Below are 19,339 nucleotides of genomic sequence, written 5' to 3'. Positions count from 1 at the left end.
ATGATCAGGAGCGGAATGCGGGCCTAGGTACGGCTATGTCGGTTTCGCCGGAGTGGATTGCTGGCCGGAATTGACCGGTTTGCCCCTGGTCAGGTGAGCAAACTCACACGGAGATCGCGGGAGTGGGCCCGGTCGGCGGGGAATCGCGTGTCTAGCCTGACGCTTTACAAAGACGACAGAACCGACAACGACAAGGGTTCGTACTCCCGTGAAGACGACGATGCTGTTCCACAAGATCGCCAACCCGGACCGCACCACGCTGGCCCACCTGGCCGGCGCCGACGAGCTGCACATCCCGGAGCTGCCGGAGCACGCCGCCGAGCTGCCCGCCCAGACCGCCAACCCGCGGCGCACGATCCTGATGGACCTCCCGGTCGCCGCCACGGCCCAGTAGCCGCGAGCACCTCACGCACGAGCCCCGGGGCCCGTCCGGCCGACACCGCCGGACGGGCCCCGGGGCGCTAGCCTGGAGCGTCCGACTTCAGCCAGCTCAGTCAAGGGGCCACACCACCCGTGCGCATCGCCAGGTTCTCCATCGACGGGAACGTCGCCTTCGGCGCGGTCGAGGGCGACCAGCCGGAGGAACTCGTCCTCGACATCATCAAGGGCATCCCGTTCGCGGACTTCGAGCTCTCCGGCACCAAGGTCCCCCTCAACAAGGTGCGCCTGCTGCCGCCGGTGCTCCCCAGCAAGGTCGTCGCCTTCGGCCGCAACTACGCCGAGCACGCCCGCGAACTGGGCAACGAGGCACCCGACGTCCCCTTCGCCTTCTTCAAGCCGTCGACCTCCGTCATCGGCCCCGGCGACGCGATCCGTTACCCCTCCTTCAGCGAGGAGCTGCACCACGAGGCCGAGCTGGCCGTGGTCATCGGCCGCATGTGCCGCGAGGTCCCGCGCGACCGCGCCGAAGACGTGATCTTCGGCTACACCTGCGCCAACGACGTCACCGCTCGCGACGTGCAGCGCCGCGAGAAGCAGTGGGCGCGCGCCAAGGGCTTCGACTCCTCCTGCCCGCTCGGCCCCTGGGTGGAGACCGGCCTCTCGCTCGCCGCCGCGTCCGACCTGACCATCCAGGCGACGGTCAACGGCGGCCAGCGCCAGCTCGGCCGCACCAGCGAGATGACCCACTCCATCGCGGACCTGGTCGCCAACGTCTCCGAGGCCATGACGCTGCTCCCCGGCGACGTGATCCTCACCGGCACCCCGGCCGGGGTCGGCCCCCTGAACGTCGGCGACGAGGTCGCCGTCACCATCGAAGGCATCGGCACTCTCACCAACAAGGTCGTCCAGCGTGGCTAGCGCATCCTCCGTCCGTGTCCGTTTCTGCCCCTCGCCCACCGGCAACCCGCACGTGGGCCTGGTCCGCACCGCCCTGTTCAACTGGGCGTTCGCCCGGCACCACCAGGGCACGCTCGTCTTCCGCATCGAGGACACCGACGCGGCCCGCGACTCCGAGGAGTCCTACGAGCAGCTCCTCGACGCGATGCGCTGGCTGGGCTTCGACTGGGACGAGGGCCCCGAGACCGGCGGCCCGCACGCGCCCTACCGCCAGTCGCAGCGCATGGACCTCTACAAGGAGGTCGCGGCCAAGCTCCTGGAGGCCGGCCACGCCTACCACTGCTACTGCTCCCAGGAGGAGCTGGACAGCCGCCGCGAGGCCGCCCGCGCCGCCGGCAAGCCGTCCGGCTACGACGGCCACTGCCGCGAGCTGAGCGCCGCGCAGGTCGAGGAGTACCGCGCCCAGGGCCGCGCCCCCATCGTCCGCTTCCGGATGCCCGACGAGACGATCACCTTCACCGACCTGGTCCGCGGCGAACTGACCTTCACCCCGGAGAACGTCCCGGACTACGGCATCGTCCGCGCCAACGGCGCCCCGCTGTACACGCTGGTCAACCCGGTGGACGACGCGGCGATGGAGATCACCCACGTGCTGCGCGGCGAGGACCTGCTCTCCTCCACCCCGCGCCAGATCGCCCTGTACAAGGCGCTGATCGAGCTGGGCCTCGCCAAGGCCGTGCCGGCCTTCGGGCACCTGCCGTACGTGATGGGCGAGGGCAACAAGAAGCTCTCCAAGCGCGACCCCCAGTCGAGCCTCAACCTCTACCGGGAGCGCGGCTTCCTGCCCGAGGGTCTGCTCAACTACCTCTCGCTGCTCGGCTGGTCGCTCTCCGCCGACCGGGACGTCTTCTCGGTCGCCGAGCTGGTCGCGGCCTTCGAGATCTCCGACGTGAACCCCAACCCGGCCCGCTTCGACCTGAAGAAGTGCGAGGCGATCAACGCCGACCACATCCGCCTCCTGGAGGCGAAGGACTTCGCCGAGCGCTGCCGCCCCTGGCTGACGGCGCCCGTCGCGCCCTGGGCGCCGGAGGACTTCGACGAGGCCAAGTGGCAGGCGATCGCGCCGCACGCGCAGACCCGCCTGAGGGTCCTCTCCGAGATCACCGAAAACGTCGACTTCCTGTTCCTGCCGGAGCCGGTCTTCGACGAGGCGAGCTGGACCAAGGCCATGAAGGAGGGCAGCGACGCCCTGCTGGCCACGGCCCGCGAGAAGCTGGCCGCCGCCGACTGGTCCTCCCCGGAGTCCCTGAAGGAGGCCGTCCTGGCCGCCGGCGAGGCCCACGGCCTCAAGCTCGGCAAGGCCCAGGCCCCGGTCCGCGTCGCCGTGACCGGCCGCACCGTCGGCCTCCCGCTCTTCGAGTCCCTGGAGGTCCTCGGCAAGGACGCCTCCCTCGCCCGCATCGACGCGGCCCTGGCGCGGCTCGCGGCGTAACGCGCGATGCGGAGAGGGGCGACACCCGGAACGCCGGGTGCCGCCCCTGCGCCGTATCCGGGTTCCACGGCCGCCACCCGCGCGTTACGGTCGCCGCATGAGCATCCGCGCCGTGGTCTGGGACGTCGACGACACCCTCTTCGACTACACCACCGCCGACCGCGAGGGCATGCGCGCCCACCTGGTGGCCGAGGGGCTGCTCGCCGGGTACGGGTCGCCCGAGGAGGCGCTCGCGCGCTGGCGGGAGATCACCGACCGGCAGTGGGCGCGCTTCGCGGCCGGCGAGGTGGACTTCGTCACCCAGCGCCGCGACCGCATCCGGGAGTTCCTGGACCGCGACCTCACCGACGCCGAGGCCGACGACTGGTTCGGGCGCTACCTCACCCACTACGAGGCCGCCTGGTCGCTCTTCCCGGACGTGCTGCCGGTCCTGGACGCCCTGGCCGGCAGCCACCGGCACGCCGTGCTCTCCAACTCCAGCCTCACCGTCCAGGACCACAAACTGCGCGTCCTCGGCGTGCACGACCGCTTCGAGGCCATCCTGTGCGCCGCCGAGCTGGGCGTCTCCAAACCCGAGCCGGCCGCCTTCCAGGCCGCCTGCGACGCCCTGGACCTCCCCGCGCGCGAGGTCGCCTACGTCGGCGACCACCCGGAGATCGACGGGCGCGGGGCCGCCGAGGCCGGGCTGCTCTCGGTGTGGATCGACCGGGGCGGCGCCTACGCCACCCTCGACCCGCCCGCCGGGCCGCGCCGCATCGCCTCGCTCGCCGAACTCCCCGCGCTCCTCGGCGGCCCTACTCGTTTTGGAGCCCCGTCCACCTTCGGGTAATGTTCTTCCTGCGCCGCCGGAGAGCGGGCCGAAAGGCCGGGAACCGGGGGCGCGAAGTGAGAACGAGACCCCCTCAGGGGCTTGCGTTCCAATGGCCTATGGTGTAATTGGCAGCACGACTGATTCTGGTTCAGTTAGTCTTGGTTCGAGTCCAGGTAGGCCAGCTCGCAGAGCTCATCTGCAAAGCCCCCGTTGTGTAGCGGCCTAGCACGCTGCCCTCTCAAGGCAGTAGCGCCGGTTCGAATCCGGTCGGGGGTACGGATCCTGATCCAGTCGGGATCGCTAGGGCCCCCGTTGTGTAGCGGCCTAGCACGCCGCCCTCTCAAGGCGGTAGCGCCGGTTCGAATCCGGTCGGGGGTACTGACTGGTCTAAACCACATTGGTCTATGGTGTAATTGGCAGCACGACTGATTCTGGTTCAGTTAGTCTTGGTTCGAGTCCAGGTAGACCAGCTCGGACCTGCGGAAACGCAGGCTCCACGCCCCCGTTGTGTAGCGGCCTAGCACGCCGCCCTCTCAAGGCGGTAGCGCCGGTTCGAATCCGGTCGGGGGTACGCAACACGAAGGCCCTCCACTTCGGTGGGGGGTCTTCGCCGTGTTCCGGCGCCCGCGGGGCGACACGGAGAAGGGCCCGCCGCGGCGTCGGGGCGGGCCCTTCCCGTGTGTCCTGCTCCGGTGCCGTCAGCCGGTGCGGCGCAGGGCCTCCGAGAGGCGGGCGGCGGCGTCGATGATCGCCTGGGCGTGCATGCGGCCCGGGTGGCGGCTGAGGCGCTCGATGGGCCCTGAGACCGAGACGGCGGCCACCACGCGGTTGGACGGCCCGCGCACCGGCGCCGAGACCGAGGCCACACCCGGCTCGCGCTCGCCGATGGACTGCGCCCAGCCCCGGCGCCGCACCCCGGACAGCGCCGTCGCCGTGAAACGGGCGCCCTGGAGGCCCCGGTGCAGCCGCTCCGGCTCCTCCCAGGCCATCAGGATCTGCGCCGAGGAACCGGCCTTCATGGTCAGCGTCGAGCCCACCGGGACGGTGTCCCTGAGGCCCGAGAGCCGCTCGGCGGCGGCCACGCAGATGCGCATGTCGCCCTGGCGCCGGTAGAGCTGGGCGCTCTCGCCGGTCACGTCCCGCAGGTGGGTCAGGACCGGGCCCGCCGTGGCGAGCAGGCGGTCCTCGCCGGCCGCCGCGGCCAGCTCGGCCAGGCGCGGGCCGAGGATGAACCGGCCCTGCATGTCGCGCGCCACCATGCGGTGGTGCTCAAGGGCCACGGCCAGGCGGTGGGCCGTGGGTCGTGCCAGTCCGGTCGCCGCGACCAAGCCCGCGAGGGTGGCCGGACCGGACTCCAGAGCGCTCAGGACGAGGGCCGCCTTGTCCAGAACGCCGACGCCGCTACTGTTGTCCATGAAACGATACTCGCGTCTCACTCTGTGAAACGCAAGTTCAATTTCCGGTGGAACACGCCACCCTGGGAGTCACGAAGTCATCTCTAGTTGGGCCGGGTGCTCGCGCGCCAGGGCCGGAGGTAAAGCGATGGGTAGGACACTCGCGGAGAAGGTCTGGGACGACCACGTCGTCCGGCGCGCCGAGGGCGAGCCCGACCTCCTCTTCATCGATCTGCACCTGCTGCACGAGGTGACCAGCCCGCAGGCCTTCGACGGGCTCCGCAAGAGCGGGCGCCGGGTGCGCAGGCTGGACCTGACCATCGCCACCGAGGACCACAACACCCCGACGCTGGACATCGACAAACCCATCGCGGACCCGGTCTCCCGCGCCCAGCTGGAGACGCTGCGGGCGAACTGCGCCGAGTTCGGCGTCCGGCTGCACCCGCTGGGCGACGTCGAGCAGGGTGTCGTGCACGTGGTCGGCCCGCAGCTGGGCCTGACCCAGCCCGGCACCACCGTGGTCTGCGGCGACTCGCACACCTCCACGCACGGCGCCTTCGGCGCGCTGGCGTTCGGCATCGGCACCTCGCAGGTCGAGCACGTGCTGGCCACCCAGACGCTGCCGATGACCCGCCCGAAGACCATGGCGATCACGGTCGACGGCGAGCTGCCGGAGGGCGTCACCGCCAAGGACCTGATCCTGGCGATCATCGCGAAGATCGGCACCGGCGGCGGCCAGGGCTACGTCCTGGAGTACCGGGGCGAGGCCGTCGAGAAGCTCTCGATGGAGGCCCGGATGACCATCTGCAACATGTCCATCGAGGCCGGCGCCCGCGCGGGCATGATCGCCCCCGACGAGACGACCTTCGCCTACCTGAAGGACCGCCCGCACGCCCCCGAGGGCGCCGACTGGGACGCGGCGGTGGAGTACTGGCGCACACTGCGCACGGACGCCGACGCCGAGTTCGACGCCGAGGTGGTCATCGACGCCGCCGCGCTGTCGCCGTTCGTCACCTGGGGCACCAACCCGGGCCAGGGCGCCCCGCTCTCCGCGGCCGTCCCCGACCCCGCCTCCTACGAGGACGCCTCGGACCGGTACGCCGCCGAGAAGGCCCTGGAGTACATGGGGTTGGCGGCCGGGCAGCCGCTGCGCTCCATCAAGGTCGACACCGTCTTCGTGGGCTCCTGCACCAACGGCCGCATCGAGGACCTGCGCGCCGCCGCCGCGATCGTCGAGGGCCGCAAAGTCGCCGACGGCGTACGGATGCTGGTCGTCCCCGGCTCCGCGCGGGTGGGCCTCCAGGCCGTCTCCGAGGGGCTCGACGTGGTCTTCAAGGAGGCCGGCGCCGAGTGGCGGCACGCCGGCTGCTCGATGTGCCTGGGCATGAACCCCGACCAGCTGGCCCCCGGCGAGCGCTCCGCCTCCACCTCCAACCGCAACTTCGAGGGGCGGCAGGGCAAGGGCGGCCGGACCCACCTGGTGTCGCCGCAGGTCGCGGCCGCCACGGCGGTCACCGGCCACCTCGCCTCACCGGCCGACCTCGCCGCCGCCGACGCCCCGACGCCCGCTGGAGTCTGATCAGCCATGGAAGCCTTCACCACGCACACCGGCCGGGCCGTCCCGCTGCGCCGCAGCAACGTCGACACCGACCAGATCATCCCCGCTCACTGGCTCAAGAAGGTCACCCGGGACGGCTTCGAGGACGGGCTGTTCGAGGCCTGGCGCAAGGACCCGTCCTTCGTCCTCAACCGGCCCGAGCGCCAGGGCGCCACGGTGCTCGTCGCCGGCCCCGACTTCGGCACCGGCTCCTCCCGCGAGCACGCGGTGTGGGCGCTGCAGAACTACGGCTTCAAGGCGGTGATCTCCGCCCGCTTCGCCGACATCTTCCGCGGCAACTCGCTGAAGAACGGCCTGCTCACGGTGGTCCTCGACCAGAAGGTCGTGGACAGCCTGTGGGAGCTGACCGAGAGCGACCCGACCGCCGAGATCACCGTCGACCTCGAGGCCCGCGAGGTGCGCGCCGAGGGCGTCACCGCCGCCTTCGAGCTGGACGAGAACTCCCGCTGGCGGCTGCTGAACGGGCTGGACGACATCTCGATCACCCTCCGCGAGGAGGACGCCATCGCCGCCTACGAGGCCCGCCGCCCGGCGTTCAAGCCGCGCACGCTCCCGGTCTGAGCCCCGGCGCCCTCCCGGCCCGTCGGACGGTCGAGTTTCGGCCACCGCACGACCCCGCGATACCCCCGATCGGCCCCGGTCGGGGGTATCGCCGTTCCCGGCGCCGGTCAGTGGCCCGCACACCCCGCCGGGCCCTCAACTGCCCCTGTTACACGAGTGATTGCCGGGGCAGACAGGATCTGGAACCATGGCCTCCGCCGGGGCCGACGAGGCCGTACGGGGCGGCAGTTGCCCCCTGCGCAGGCGACAACTCGCCCCAGATGGCACAATCTGTGCATGGACCACGACGGCCAACTCGAGCTCTATGCGGCGGTCGCGATCCGGCTCAAGGAAGCGCACACAAGAGTGCGCGCACTGCAAGTCCCGGAGGGCGTACGGATGGCGCTGACCCGGAAGCTGCTGGTCATTACGGCCGCGGCCAAACACGATCTTGCCGGCGCGGCAAGGCGCCTGGACCGGTTCACCGCCGACCTCGACGCGGGGCGAATCCCCGAAGAGGAAGGCTGAACGGGCCGGTACCGCCCGAGTCCGTTGCGGCACAAGGGTGATTAGCCCGTTTCGTGTTTGATTTGCGGTTTATAACTGCCTAACGTGCGAAAAAGCTTGAACACATTCGTTCTGGCGATGTCTCCGAAGGGGAAGACGTGAACAAGGCGCAGCTCGTAGAAGCGATTGCCGACAAGGTCGGCGGCCGGCAGCAGGCGGCCGACGCCGTCGACGCCGTCCTGGACGCCCTGGTCCGCGCGGTCGTCGCGGGCGACCGGGTCTCGGTCACCGGCTTCGGTTCCTTCGAGAAGGTCGACCGCCCGGCCCGCTACGCCCGCAACCCCCAGACCGGAGAGCGGGTTCGGGTCAAGAAGACCTCCGTGCCGCGCTTCCGCGCGGGGCAGGGCTTCAAGGACCTGGTGAGCGGCTCGAAGAAGCTCCCGAAGAACGACATCGCGGTCAAGAAGGCCCCCAAGGGCAGCCTGTCGGGCCCGCCCCCCACCATCTCCAAGGCCGTCGGCAAGAAGGCCGCCGCCAAGAAGGCCACCGGCGCCGCGAAGAAGACCGCGGGCGCGGCCAAGAAGACGACGACGGCGGCGACCACGAAGAAGGCCGCCGCGAAGAAGGCCCCGGCGAAGACGGCGACCGCCAAGAAGACCTCGGCGACGAAGACCGCGGCCAAGACCACCGCCTCCGCTGCGGCCAAGAAGACGGCCGCGAAGAAGGCCCCGGCGAAGAAGGCGACCGCCAAGAAGGCCCCCGCCAAGAAGTCGACCGCCCGCAAGACCACCACCGCCAAGAAGGCCACCGCCCGCAGCAAGTAGCAGGCGGACGGGCCGAGGGCACTCACACGCCGGGCCGGACTCCCGTAAGGGGTCCGGCCCGCGGCGTGCTCAGAAGGTCTGCAGCGTCACCAGGGTGATCCGGCGCTCCGCGCCCGCACCGGCCGTCTCCACGCGCACCCGCTGCCCGGGCCGCAGCAGCCGCAGACCCCCCGCGTCGAAGGCCGCCGCGTCGAAGGCCACCGGCGTGCCGTCGTCGAGCAGCACCTGCCCGCTGCGGCTCACGGGGTCGTAGGTGTAAGCGGTCGCCTGCATACCCGCACCCTACTGCCCGGCGGTCAGCAGCCGGGCGGCCAGTGCGGCCGTGCGGGGGCCGACGCCGAGGGACAGGGCGGTGCGCAGGTCGTCGCCGGTGTCGACGTCCTGGCGTACCGAATCCACCGCCGTGAGCCCCAGTTCCGCCGCGCCCGAGGCCCGGTGGCGGGCCCGGGAATCCGGGCCGAACGCGGGCGCCAATTCCCGGCCCGGCCGCGCGGACAACAACGTGGTGCCGATTCCGGCGGCGTCCGCCAGGAATGCGCGCGGAAATGCCGCCGCGGCAGCCAGTACGCGGGCCAATTCCGCCGGGCGCAGTGCCGGGAGATCGGCGTTGAGGGCGGCCAGGGGGGCCTCCGGGCGGGCCGCCCGCACGGCCTGGGCGCCCTGTGCCAGGGCCGCGTTCAGGGCGCCCCCCGGCTCCTCCGCCACCACCCGCGTTCCCAGCGCGGCCAGCTCCCGGCCGGCCCGTGGATCATCCGTGACGACCGCCACATCCGCCACCGCCGGGCAGGCCAGCGCCGCCGCCGCGGTGTCCAGGGCGAAGGCGAGGGCCAGGTCCGGGCGCACCCCGTCGTCGGCCGTGTCCGCCAGCCTGCTCTTGGCCCGCGCGAGGCTCTTCACGGGCACGACCAAGGTCCACTGCACGGGCGTTCCGTCCTTCTCTCGACGCCGCCATTGTCCCCCGGCGCAGGCGGCGGCCCCGGCACCGGGGCGTACGGTGTTCTCGACAGACGGGCGGCCCGGGGCGACACTTGTCCGGCCCCAGGCCCTGGAGGAAAGGTGCTCGCGTGCCCCGCCGCAGAATCGGCTTCTGGTACCGCTTGGCCGCGGTGATCTGCAAACCGCCGCTGGTGGTTCTGATCAAGCGGAACTGGCGGGGAATGGAGAACATTCCGGCCGACGGCGGATTTATCACCGCCGTGAACCACAATTCGCACGTCGACCCCCTCGGCTACGCGCACTACCAGTACAACACCGGTCGCGTGCCGCGATTCCTGGCCAAGGCGGGCCTGTTCCGCAAGGGTTTCGTGGGCGCCGCGATGCGCGGCACCGGGCAGATCCCCGTCTACCGCGAGAGCACCGACGCGCTCAGCGCCTTCCGGGCCGCGATCGACGCCGTGGACCGCGGCGAGTGCGTCGCCTTCTACCCCGAGGGCACCCTCACCCGCGACCCCGACGGCTGGCCGATGACCGGCAAGACCGGCGCTGCCCGCGTCGCCCTGCAGACCCGGTGCCCGGTGATCCCGGTCGCCCAGTGGGGCTGCAACGAACTGCTGCCGCCGTACGCCAAGAAGCCGCGCCTGCTGCCCCGCAAGACGCACCACGTGCTGGCCGGGCCGCCGGTCGACCTGTCGGCCTTCTACGGCCGGGAGATGACCGCCGACGTGCTCAAGGACGCCACGGACGTGATCATGCGGGCCGTCACCCGCCAGCTGGAGGAGATCCGCGGCGAGAAGGCCCCCGACGCCCCCTACGACCCCCGCCGCGAGCGCGTCGAGCAGCGCCGCCGCACCCAGGCGCAGGCCCAGGCGGCCGCGCGGGCCCGGACGCAGGGCAAGCAGGCGGAAGGGCAGGGCACGTGAGCAAGCCCGTCAAGGCGGCCGTCTTCGGCACCGGATCCTGGGGCACCGCCTTCGGCGCCGTCCTCGCCGACGCCGGCTGCGACGTCACCCTGTGGGGGCGCCGCGCCGAACTCGCCGACGCCGTCAACTCCACCCGCACCAACCCGGACTACCTGCCCGGCATCGACCTGCCGGCCAACCTGCGGGCCACCGCCGACGCCGCCGAGGCCGCGCGGGACGCCGACTTCACCGTCCTGGCCGTCCCCTCCCAGACCCTGCGCGCCGGACTCGCCGACTGGACGCCCCTGCTGGCCCCGGACACCGTCCTGGTCTCGCTGATGAAGGGCGTCGAACTGGGCTCCGCGATGCGGATGAGCGAGGTCATCACCGACGTCTCCGGGGTCGGCGCCGAGCGCGTCGCCGTGGTCACCGGCCCCAACCTGGCCCGCGAGATCGCCGCCAGGATGCCGGCCGCCGCCGTGGTCGCCTGCCCGGACGAGGCGGTCGCCCGGCGCCTGCAGACCGCCTGCCACACGCCGTACTTCCGCCCGTACACCAACACCGACGTGGTCGGCTGCGAACTGGGCGGCGCCGTCAAGAACGTGATCGGCCTGGCCGTCGGCATCGCGGACGGCATGGGCCTCGGCGACAACGCCAAGGGCTCGCTGATCACCCGCGGCCTCGCCGAGACCACCCGGCTCGGCGTCGCCCTCGGCGCCGACCCGCTGACCTTCTCCGGCCTGGCCGGCCTCGGCGACCTGGTCGCGACCTGCTCCTCCCCGCTGTCGCGCAACCACACCTTCGGCACCAACCTCGGCAAGGGCATGACCCTCCAGGAGACCATCGCGGTCACCCGGCAGACCGCCGAGGGCGTCAAGTCGTGCGAGTCGGTGCTGGATCTGGCCCACCGGCACGGCGTCGACATGCCGATCACCGAGACCGTCGTCGGCATCGTGCACCAGGGCAAGCCCCCGGTGGTCGCGCTCAAGGAGCTGATGTCGCGCAGCGCCAAGCCCGAACGACGCTGAGCGAGGCCCGGGCCACGAGGAGCGACGGCCGCGCCACGCGGCCCCGCCGACGCTGTCTCCCGGCCTGGGGTGCGGGTACGCTCATCGCGATATGAGCACCGAGAACCTCCCCCAGAGCCCCGAGCAGCCGCCGCGCAAGCCGCGGGTGGCCGTCGTCTTCGGCGGGCGCAGCTCCGAACACGGGATCTCCACGGTCACCGCCGGCGCCGTGCTCGGCGCCATCGACCGGACCAAGTACGAGGTCCTGCCGATCGGCATCACCCGGGAGGGCCGGTGGGTGCTCACCGCCGACGCCCCCGAGCGGATGGCGATCACCGAGCGCCGCACGCCGGCCGTCGAGGAGGTCGCCGAGTCCGCCGAGGGCGCCGTCGTGCTCTCCGTCGACCCGGCCAGCCGCGAGGTCGTCTACAGCGAACCCGGCTCCGTGCCCAAGGCGCTCGGCGAGGTCGACGTCGTCTTCCCCGTCCTGCACGGCCCGTACGGCGAGGACGGCACCCTGCAGGGCCTCCTGGAGCTGTCCGGCGTGCCCTACGTGGGCGCGGGCGTGCTCGCCTCGGCGGTCGGCCAGGACAAGGAGTACATGAAGCGGGTGTTCACGTCCTACGGGCTCAAGGTCGGCCCGTACGAGGTGATCCGGCCCCGCGAGTGGGAGCAGGACCGGCAGGCCGCCCGCAAGCGGATCGTGGACTTCGCCGGCGAGCACGGCTGGCCGCTCTTCGTGAAGCCGGCCCGCGCCGGCTCCTCCATCGGCATCACCAAGGTCGACGGCCTCGCGGGCCTGGACGAGGCCATCGAGGAGGCCCGCCGCCACGACCCCAAGTTCCTGGTCGAGGCCGCCCTGGTGGGCCGCGAGATCGAGTGCGGGGTGCTGGAGTTCGAGGAGGGCCCCCGGGCCTCCGTACCGGCCGAGATCCCGCCGCCCTCGGCGCACGCGTACTACGACTTCGAGGCCAAGTACATCGACTCCACCCCCGGTGTGGTGCCCGCTCCGCTGACCCCCGAGGAGACCGCCGAGGTGCAGCGGCTCGCGGTGGCCGCCTTCGACGCGGCCTCCTGCGAGGGCCTGGTGCGCGCGGACTTCTTCCTCACCGAGGACGGGGAGTTCGTCATCAACGAGATCAACACCATGCCCGGCTTCACGCCGATCTCCATGTACCCGCAGATGTGGCAGGCGAGCGGCATCGGCTACGCGGAGCTGGTGGACCGCCTGGTGCAGGCGGCACTGCGCCGCCCGACCGGGCTGCGCTGACGCGGCCACGTGAGGTGCACGGAGGCGATCCCCGAGGGGATCGCCTTCCTGCTGTCCACGGCGCAGTATGATCAGCGGGTTTCCCGGGCCGGGAACCGCCGCCGACGCGCCGTCGTCTGCTGACGTGGGGGTTGGGGGTTAGAGATGGACGACCGGGCAGGTCAGGGTGCGGGTGATGCCGTCCACCTGCTGGACCTTGGCGACCACCATGCGGCCGAGTTCGTCCACGGTGTCGGACTGGGCGCGCACGATGACGTCGTACGGACCCGTCACGTCCTCCGCCTGGATCACTCCAGGGAGCTTGCTGATCGTCTCGGCGACGGTCGACGCCTTGCCGACCTCCGTCTGGATCAGGATGTACGCCTGTACCACGGAACCTCCAGGGCGGCCACGAGGATCATGTGGGGAAAAGGAACGCCACGGTATCGCGTCGCCGCGCTTCGCGGGGAGACCTGCGGGACGTGGGTCATGTCGACGGTAACGAGCGGCAGGACGACGCGCGACCGGGCACGGACCGGGTCAGAAGGGGAGTAGCGCGATGAAGGGCACTGTTGGTGAGCTGGGGGAGTTCGGGCTCATCAGGGAGCTCACCTCCCGGCTCACCACCACCCCGGCGGTCCGGGTCGGCCCGGGCGACGACGCCGCGGTGGTCGCCGCGCCGGACCGCAGGGTCGTGGCCAGCACCGACGTCCTCGTGGAGGGCCGGCACTTCCGCCGCGACTGGTCCACCGCGTACGACGTCGGCCGCAAGGCCGCCGCGCAGAACCTCGCCGACATCGCCGCCATGGGCGCGGTGCCCACCGCGCTGCTGCTCGGCCTGGTCGTGCCCGCCGAACTCCCGGTCACCTGGCCGGTGGAGCTGATGGACGGCCTGCGCGACGAGTGCCAGGTGGCCGGCGCCTCGGTGGTCGGCGGCGACGTGGTGCGCGGCGACACCATCACCGTGTCCATCACCGCCCTCGGCGACCTGCGCAACCAGGAGCCCGTCACCCGGGCCGGCGCCCAGCCGGGCGACCTGGTCGCGGTGACCGGCTGGCTCGGCTGGTCCGCGGCCGGCTTCGCGGTGCTCTCCCGCGGCTTCCGCTCCCCGCGCGCCTTCGTCGAGGCCCACCGCAGGCCCGAGCCGCCCTACCACGCGGGCCCGGCGGCGGCCGGCCTCGGCGCCACCGCCATGTGCGACGTGAGCGACGGGCTGATCGCCGACCTCGGGCACATCGCGGAGGCCAGCAAGGTGCGCATCGACGTGCGCTCCGGGCAGATCGACATCCCGTCGCAGATGAACGACATCGGGCAGGCCGTCGGCGTCGACCCGATGCAGTGGGTGCTCACCGGCGGCGAGGACCACGCGATCGTGGCGACCTTCCCGCCCGACGTGAAGCTGCCGGCCCGCTGGAAGGTCATCGGCGAGGTCCTCAACCCCTCGGCGCTGCCCCAGGTGACGGTGGACGGCGCGCCCTGGACCAGCCAGGGCGGCTGGGACCACTTCGGCGGGGAGGTGGAGGCGTGAGCCTGCCCAACGTGCTGACCGTGGCCGGCTCCGACTCCGGCGGCGGCGCCGGGATCCAGGCCGACCTGAAGACGATGCTCGCGCTCGGCGTGCACGGCATGAGCGTGGTCACCGCGGTGACCGCGCAGAACTCCCTCGGCGTGCAGGGCGCCTGGGAGCTGCCGGCCGAGGCGGTGCGGGCGCAGTACCGCAGCGTGGTGGACGACATCGGCGTCCGGGCGGTGAAGACCGGCATGCTCGCCTCGGCCGAGCTGGTCGAGACGGTCGCCGAGCTGCTGAAGGACACCGACGCGCCCGCCGTCGTGGACCCGGTCGGCGTCTCCAAGCACGGCGACCCGCTCCTTGCCGCCTCCGCGCTGGACTCGGTGCGCGGCGCGCTGCTGCCGCTGGCCACCGTGGCCACCCCGAACCTCGACGAGGTGACGCAGCTCACCGGCGTACGGGTGGAGTCGGACGGCGATCTGCGCCGGGCCGCGGAGGCGGTCCTCGGGTACGGGCCGCGCTGGGTGCTGATCAAGGGCGGGCATCTGTCCGGTGACGCCGTGGACCTGCTCACCGACGGCGCCGAGGAGCACTGGCTGCGCGCCCCGCGCCTGGACAACCGGCACACCCACGGCACCGGCTGCACCCTCGCCTCGGCAGTGGCCTGCGGGCTGGCCAAGGGGCTCACCGTGCCGGCGGCGGTGACCGCGGCCAAGGAGTACGTCACCGGCGCCATCGCGGCCGGCTTCGCGCTCGGCGGGGGCATCGGGCCGGTGGATCACGGGTGGGCGCTGCGTCAGGGGCCGGCCTGAGAGGCGGGGCGTTCAGCGGGCACAGCAAAGAGCCGGCCCACCAGAGGTGGACCGGCTCGGTGCGGCGAACCAGGCAGTGGCCGCGCGTTCAGCGGACGCGTCAGCGCGAGACCTTGCCGGCCTTGATGCACGAGGTGCAGGCGTTCACGCGCTTCGGCGTCCCGCCGACCACGGTACGCACGCGCTGGATGTTCGGGTTCCAGCGACGGGACGTACGGCGGTGCGAGTGCGAGATGTTGTTGCCGAAGCCCGGCCCCTTGCCGCAGACGTCGCAGTTGGCAGCCACGGGTCACTCCAAAGACTTCAGATGCACTTACGGTTGATCCCGGCATGCCGGGATGAGTGGCGGTGCCAGGGGGAGTAGCCCGAACGGGATCGGGCAACCGGAGCAGCATACAACGGCTGCTCCCGTACAACGAAACTACCATGGCGGCTCAGCGGCCCGAGTCCGGGAGGCATCCCCCCGCGGTCTACGCTGCCTGCCACGTCCGGAACGAAGGAGGCGCAGGTGGCGCAGGTGCCGCAGAGGTTCTTCGACGCTCTGGCGGTGCGCACCTGGTGCACTCTGGCGCTCGCCGCGCTGGGGCGGGCGCGTGAGGAGATCGACGCGATCAACGTCTACCCGGTCGCGGACGGGGACACCGGAACCAACCTGTACCTGACCATGGAGTCGGCCGCCGCGGCGGTGGAGGCGGTGTTCGCGGCCTACGACACCGGCGGTGAGCCGTCGCTCACGGACGCCGTCGGCGCGATGGCGCACGGCGCCCTGATCGGGGCGCGCGGCAACTCCGGCACGATCCTCGCCCAGCTGCTTCGCGGCATGGCGCAGGTCCTCACGGCCCGCGAGGCGGCCGGCGAGACGACCCGCGAGGAGCCCGCCCGCGTTGACGGCCCCGGGCTCAGGCTGGCGCTGCGCCGCGCGGCCGACTCCGCCCGGCAGGCCGTCGCGCACCCGGTCGAGGGCACGATCCTGACCGTCGCCCAGGCCGCCGCCGACGCCGCGGACGGCACCGAGGGCGACTGCGGCGCGGTGGCCAGGGCCGCCCACACCGGGGCCCGCACCGCGCTGGCCGCCACCCCCGGGCAGCTCCCCGCCCTGGAGCGGGCCGGGGTCGTCGACGCCGGCGGCCGGGGCCTGGTGACGGTGCTGGCGGCGCTGGTGGAGGCGTTCACGGGCGGGCAGCCCGAGGCGAGGGACCAGGCAGCCGCGCACTCGGCCGCCTGCCCGCCCGACGCGGCGGAGGACGAGGAGGCCGGCGGGCCCGCCTTCGAGGTGATCTACCTCCTGGAGGCCGAGGACGCGGCCGTGGCCCGGCTGCGGGGCCGGCTCGACGCGCTCGGGGACTCCCTCGTGGTGGTCGGCGGCGACGGGCTGTGGAACGTGCACGTGCACGTGGACGACGCGGGCGCCGCCGTGGAGGCGGGCGTCGAGGCGGGGCGGCCGTACCGGATCCGGATCACGCACTTCGGGCAGGGCGACGCGCACACCGCAGGGGCCGGGCGTCCGCACCGGGAGCGCCTGGAGCGGGCCGTCGTCGCGGTGGTGCCCGGCGAGGGCCTGGCCGGGCTGTGCGCCGCCGCCGGCGCGACGACCGTGCTGGCCAGGCCGGGGGAGCCGCCGGCGAGCGGGGAGCTGGTGGAGGCGGTGCGCCGGGCCCACGCGCGCGAGGTGGTGCTGCTGCCGAACGACGCCGAGTTGCGGCACACCGCCGCCGCGGCGGCCGAGCAGGCCCGCGCCGAGGGCGTCCGGGTCGCGCTGATCCCGACCCGCTCCGCGACGCAGGGCATCGCCGCGCTGGCCGTGCACGCGCCCGAGCGGCGCTTCGACGAGGACGTGGTGGCGATGACCTCCGCGGCCGGGGCGACCCGGTACGCCGAGGTCACCGTCGCCGAGCACCGCTCCTGGACGACGGCCGGCATCTGCCAGGCCGGCGACGTGCTCGGCCTGATCGACGGCGACGTGGCGGTGATCGGCACGGACGTCACCGCCGCGGCGGGCGCGGTCCTGGACCGGATGCTGGCGGCCGGCGGCGAACTCGTCACCCTCGTCCTCGGCGACCGCACCCCCGACAGCGTCGCCGAGCACCTGGCCTCCCGGGTGCGCGCGTCCTACCTCGCCGTGGACACGGTCGTCCACCACGGCGGCATGCCGGACGCGCTGCTGCTGATCGGCGTCGAGTAGTCGGGGTCTCCGGCACGGCGGGCGCTCCGGTGCGCCCCTGTCGGTGCCGTGGTGTGCAATGGACCTCGTGCCCGCACTGCGAGAACCCCTGAAGAAGGTGCTCGGCCCCGCCACCGCCAAGGTGATGGCCGAGCACCTCGGCCTGGACACCGTCGGCGACCTGCTCCACCACTACCCGCGCAGATACGAGGAGCGCGGCCAGCTCACCCACCTCGCCGACCTGCCCATGGACGAGCACGTGACGGTGGTCGCCCAGGTCGCCGACGCCCGCCTGCACAGCTTCGCCTCCGCCAGGGCGCCGCGCGGCAAGGGCCAGCGCCTGGAGGTGACCATCACCGACGGCAGCGGCCGGCTCCAGCTGGTCTTCTTCGGCAACGGCGTGCACAAGCCGCACAAGGAACTCCTGCCCGGCACCCGCGCGATGTTCGCCGGCAAGGTCTCCCTCTTCAACCGCCGCCTCCAACTGGCCCACCCGGCCTACGAGTTGCTGCGCGCCTCGGCGGACGACGAGGAGGGCGCCGAGGCCGTGGAGAGCTGGGCGGGCGCCCTCATCCCGCTCTACCCGGCCACCGCCAAGCTGGAGTCCTGGAAGATCGCCAAGGCCGTCCAGACGGTGCTGCCCAGCGCCCAGGAGGCCCTCGACCCGCTGCCGGAGTCGCTGCGCGAAGGGCGCGGCCTGGTCCCCCTCCCCGAAGCCCTCCTCAAGATCCACCGACCGCACACCAAGGCGGACATCGCCGACGCCCGCGCCCGCCTGAAGTGGGACGAGGCGTTCGTCCTCCAAGTCGCCCTGGCCCGCCGCCGCCACGCCGAGACCCAGGTCCCCGCGATCCCGCGCAGCCCCCTGCCCGACGGCCTCCTCACCGCCTTCGACGCCCGCCTCCCCTTCACCCTCACCGAGGGCCAGCAGCGCGTCTCCCGCGAGATCTTCACCGACCTCGCCACCGACCACCCCATGCACCGCCTGCTCCAGGGCGAGGTGGGCAGCGGCAAGACGCTGGTGGCCCTGCGCGCCATGCTCGCCGTGGTCGACGCCGGGGGGCAGGCCGCGATGCTCGCGCCCACCGAGGTGCTGGCCCAGCAGCACCACCGGTCGGTGACCGAGATGATGGGCGAGCTGGCCGAGGGCGGCATGCTCGGCGGCGCCGAACACGCCACCAAGGTGGTGCTGCTCACCGGCTCGATGGGCACCGCCGCCCGCCGCCGGGCCCTGCTCGACCTGGCCACCGGCGAGGCCGGCCTGGTCATCGGCACGCACGCGCTGATCGAGGACAAGGTGCAGTTCCACGACCTCGGCCTGGTCGTCGTGGACGAGCAGCACCGCTTCGGCGTCGAGCAGCGCGACGCCCTGCGCGGCAAGGGCAAGCAGCCGCCGCACCTGCTGGTCATGACCGCCACGCCCATCCCGCGCACCGTCGCCATGACCGTCTTCGGCGACCTGGAGACCTCCGTCCTCGACCAGTTGCCGGCCGGCCGCTCGCCGATCGCCAGCCATGTCGTCCCGGCCGCCGACAAGCCGCACTTCCTCGCCCGCGCCTGGGAGCGGGTGCGCGAGGAGGTGGAGAACGGCCACCAGGCGTACGTGGTGTGCCCGCGCATCGGCGACGACGAGGACGCCACGAAGAAGTCGGCTGAGGACGACGCGGAGAAGCGCCCCCCGCTGGCCGTCCTCGACGTGGCCGACCACCTGGCCAAGGGCCCCCTGCAGGGGCTGCGCGTCGAGGTGCTGCACGGCCGCATGCACCCCGACGACAAGGACGCCGTGATGCGCCGCTTCGCCGCCGGCGAGACGGACGTGCTGGTCGCCACCACCGTCATCGAGGTCGGCGTCAACGTCCCGAACGCCACCGCGATGGTCATCATGGACGCCGACCGCTTCGGCGTCTCCCAGCTGCACCAGCTGCGCGGCCGGGTCGGCCGCGGCTCCGCCGCCGGACTGTGCCTGCTGATCACCGAGATGCCGGAGGCGAGCCCGGCGCGCGGCCGGCTCGACGCCGTGGCGGCCACCCTGGACGGCTTCGAGCTGTCCCGCGTCGACCTGGAGCAGCGCCGCGAGGGCGACGTCCTCGGCCAGGCCCAGTCCGGCGCCCGCACCTCACTGCGCGTCCTGGCGGTCATCGAGGACGAGGACATCATCGCGGAGGCCCGCGAGGAGGCGACGGCGGTGGTGGCCGCCGACCCCGAGCTGGCGGCCCTCCCCGCCCTGCGCACGGCGCTGGACGCCCTCCTGGACGAGGAGAGGGAGCAGTATTTGGAGAAGGGCTGAGAGACTGGGGG

The 19,339-nt window shown here is 72.7% G+C and carries 20 protein-coding genes and 5 tRNA genes; 20 read left to right on the top strand and 5 right to left on the bottom strand.

The window, feature by feature from the left end:
• Window positions 1-208 precede the first annotated feature (208 nt).
• The 9 genes from ACGFZL_RS19425 (at window position 209) to ACGFZL_RS19385 (ending at window position 4,152) form a co-directional block, all read left to right on the top strand.
• Window positions 209-394 carry a hypothetical protein gene (locus ACGFZL_RS19425; RefSeq protein WP_355175321.1) on the top strand — a complete coding sequence of 62 codons (186 nt, stop codon included), beginning with the start codon at window positions 209-211 and terminating at the stop codon, window positions 392-394.
• Window positions 395-513: 119 nt separating this feature from the next.
• Entirely contained in the window at window positions 514-1,299 is a 786-nt protein-coding gene (locus tag ACGFZL_RS19420) for a fumarylacetoacetate hydrolase family protein (protein WP_393693152.1), read from the top strand.
• Complete coding sequence (gene gltX, locus ACGFZL_RS19415) at window positions 1,292-2,770, top strand: glutamate--tRNA ligase (RefSeq protein WP_393693150.1); 1,479 nt, start codon at window positions 1,292-1,294, stop codon at window positions 2,768-2,770. Before ACGFZL_RS19420 ends, gltX begins: the two co-directional genes overlap by 8 nt.
• A 97-nt stretch (window positions 2,771-2,867) precedes the next feature.
• Window positions 2,868-3,599: an HAD family hydrolase gene (locus tag ACGFZL_RS19410; protein WP_355175315.1), complete on the top strand. Its 732-nt coding sequence runs from the start codon at window positions 2,868-2,870 to the stop codon at window positions 3,597-3,599.
• 92 nt (window positions 3,600-3,691) lie between these two features.
• Window positions 3,692-3,763: transfer RNA gene (locus ACGFZL_RS19405), tRNA-Gln, on the top strand.
• Window positions 3,764-3,784: 21 nt separating this feature from the next.
• Window positions 3,785-3,857 (top strand) — tRNA-Glu (locus ACGFZL_RS19400).
• A 29-nt stretch (window positions 3,858-3,886) separates the two neighbouring features.
• Window positions 3,887-3,959, top strand: a tRNA-Glu gene (locus tag ACGFZL_RS19395).
• Between the two features lie 20 nt (window positions 3,960-3,979).
• Window positions 3,980-4,051: transfer RNA gene (locus tag ACGFZL_RS19390), tRNA-Gln, on the top strand.
• A 28-nt stretch (window positions 4,052-4,079) separates the two neighbouring features.
• Window positions 4,080-4,152 (top strand) — tRNA-Glu (locus ACGFZL_RS19385).
• 127 nt (window positions 4,153-4,279) lie between these two features.
• Here ACGFZL_RS19385 and ndgR read toward each other — a convergent pair.
• Window positions 4,280-4,996, bottom strand: a complete 717-nt coding sequence (ndgR, locus tag ACGFZL_RS19380) for an IclR family transcriptional regulator NdgR (RefSeq protein WP_355175313.1) — start codon at window positions 4,994-4,996, stop codon at window positions 4,280-4,282.
• 127 nt (window positions 4,997-5,123) lie between these two features.
• On the opposite strand from ndgR, the gene leuC reads away from it, so the two are divergent.
• From leuC to ACGFZL_RS19360, 4 genes are all read left to right on the top strand, one after another.
• Window positions 5,124-6,554 carry a 3-isopropylmalate dehydratase large subunit gene (gene leuC, locus ACGFZL_RS19375; RefSeq protein WP_355175311.1) on the top strand — a complete coding sequence of 477 codons (1,431 nt, stop codon included), beginning with the start codon at window positions 5,124-5,126 and terminating at the stop codon, window positions 6,552-6,554.
• A 6-nt stretch (window positions 6,555-6,560) separates the two neighbouring features.
• Complete coding sequence (gene leuD, locus ACGFZL_RS19370; protein WP_393693147.1) at window positions 6,561-7,154, top strand: 3-isopropylmalate dehydratase small subunit; 594 nt, start codon at window positions 6,561-6,563, stop codon at window positions 7,152-7,154.
• Between the two features lie 276 nt (window positions 7,155-7,430).
• Window positions 7,431-7,661: a hypothetical protein gene (locus tag ACGFZL_RS19365; protein ID WP_355175307.1), complete on the top strand. Its 231-nt coding sequence runs from the start codon at window positions 7,431-7,433 to the stop codon at window positions 7,659-7,661.
• A 137-nt stretch (window positions 7,662-7,798) separates the two neighbouring features.
• Window positions 7,799-8,464, top strand: coding sequence for an HU family DNA-binding protein (locus ACGFZL_RS19360; RefSeq protein WP_393693144.1), 666 nt, complete (start codon window positions 7,799-7,801; stop codon window positions 8,462-8,464).
• Window positions 8,465-8,533: 69 nt separating this feature from the next.
• Here ACGFZL_RS19360 and ACGFZL_RS19355 read toward each other — a convergent pair whose 3' ends face one another.
• Window positions 8,534-8,737, bottom strand: a complete 204-nt coding sequence (locus tag ACGFZL_RS19355) for a hypothetical protein (protein WP_355175303.1) — start codon at window positions 8,735-8,737, stop codon at window positions 8,534-8,536.
• Window positions 8,738-8,746: 9 nt separating this feature from the next.
• Window positions 8,747-9,385: a 2-phospho-L-lactate guanylyltransferase gene (cofC, locus tag ACGFZL_RS19350; protein ID WP_393693142.1), complete on the bottom strand. Its 639-nt coding sequence runs from the start codon at window positions 9,383-9,385 to the stop codon at window positions 8,747-8,749.
• A 143-nt stretch (window positions 9,386-9,528) separates the two neighbouring features.
• Between cofC and ACGFZL_RS19345 the strand changes: the two genes are divergently transcribed.
• The 3 genes from ACGFZL_RS19345 to ACGFZL_RS19335 all read left to right on the top strand — a co-directional run bounded on the left by ACGFZL_RS19345 (window position 9,529) and on the right by ACGFZL_RS19335 (window position 12,579).
• Complete coding sequence (locus tag ACGFZL_RS19345) at window positions 9,529-10,323, top strand: lysophospholipid acyltransferase family protein (protein ID WP_393693140.1); 795 nt, start codon at window positions 9,529-9,531, stop codon at window positions 10,321-10,323.
• Entirely contained in the window at window positions 10,320-11,330 is a 1,011-nt protein-coding gene (locus ACGFZL_RS19340) for an NAD(P)H-dependent glycerol-3-phosphate dehydrogenase (protein WP_393693138.1), read from the top strand. The genes ACGFZL_RS19345 and ACGFZL_RS19340 overlap by 4 nt, the downstream gene beginning before the upstream one ends.
• Window positions 11,331-11,421: 91 nt before the next feature.
• On the top strand, window positions 11,422-12,579 hold the full coding sequence (locus ACGFZL_RS19335; RefSeq protein WP_393693136.1) for a D-alanine--D-alanine ligase family protein: 1,158 nt from the start codon (window positions 11,422-11,424) through the stop codon (window positions 12,577-12,579).
• Between the two features lie 138 nt (window positions 12,580-12,717).
• Here ACGFZL_RS19335 and ACGFZL_RS19330 read toward each other — a convergent pair whose 3' ends face one another.
• Entirely contained in the window at window positions 12,718-12,951 is a 234-nt protein-coding gene (locus ACGFZL_RS19330) for an Lrp/AsnC family transcriptional regulator (RefSeq protein WP_003973433.1), read from the bottom strand.
• A gap of 166 nt (window positions 12,952-13,117) precedes the next feature.
• Here ACGFZL_RS19330 and ACGFZL_RS19325 point away from each other — a divergent pair, with 166 nt between their 5' ends.
• On the top strand, window positions 13,118-14,086 hold the full coding sequence (locus tag ACGFZL_RS19325; protein WP_355175293.1) for a thiamine-phosphate kinase: 969 nt from the start codon (window positions 13,118-13,120) through the stop codon (window positions 14,084-14,086).
• Complete coding sequence (gene thiD, locus ACGFZL_RS19320) at window positions 14,083-14,880, top strand: bifunctional hydroxymethylpyrimidine kinase/phosphomethylpyrimidine kinase (protein ID WP_393693134.1); 798 nt, start codon at window positions 14,083-14,085, stop codon at window positions 14,878-14,880. The genes ACGFZL_RS19325 and thiD overlap by 4 nt, the downstream gene beginning before the upstream one ends.
• Window positions 14,881-14,980: 100 nt before the next feature.
• On the opposite strand, the gene rpmB is transcribed toward thiD, so the two are convergent.
• Window positions 14,981-15,166, bottom strand: a complete 186-nt coding sequence (rpmB, locus tag ACGFZL_RS19315) for a 50S ribosomal protein L28 (protein WP_003993230.1) — start codon at window positions 15,164-15,166, stop codon at window positions 14,981-14,983.
• A gap of 222 nt (window positions 15,167-15,388) precedes the next feature.
• Here rpmB and ACGFZL_RS19310 point away from each other — a divergent pair, with 222 nt between their 5' ends.
• The gene (locus ACGFZL_RS19310; protein ID WP_393693132.1) at window positions 15,389-17,062 is read left to right on the top strand and encodes a DAK2 domain-containing protein; all 1,674 of its coding nucleotides are present in this window, start codon (window positions 15,389-15,391) and stop codon (window positions 17,060-17,062) included.
• Window positions 17,063-17,120: 58 nt separating this feature from the next.
• On the top strand, window positions 17,121-19,328 hold the full coding sequence (gene recG / locus ACGFZL_RS19305) for an ATP-dependent DNA helicase RecG (RefSeq protein WP_393693130.1): 2,208 nt from the start codon (window positions 17,121-17,123) through the stop codon (window positions 19,326-19,328).
• Window positions 19,329-19,339: the final 11 nt, after the last annotated feature.

The organism is Streptomyces sp. NPDC048182 (assembly GCF_043202555.1).
In the GTDB taxonomy this organism is placed as follows: Bacteria; Actinomycetota; Actinomycetes; order Streptomycetales; family Streptomycetaceae; genus Streptomyces.
Note: the sequence above shows the minus strand (reverse complement) of the source record. Positions and strands in the feature narration are given on the sequence as shown.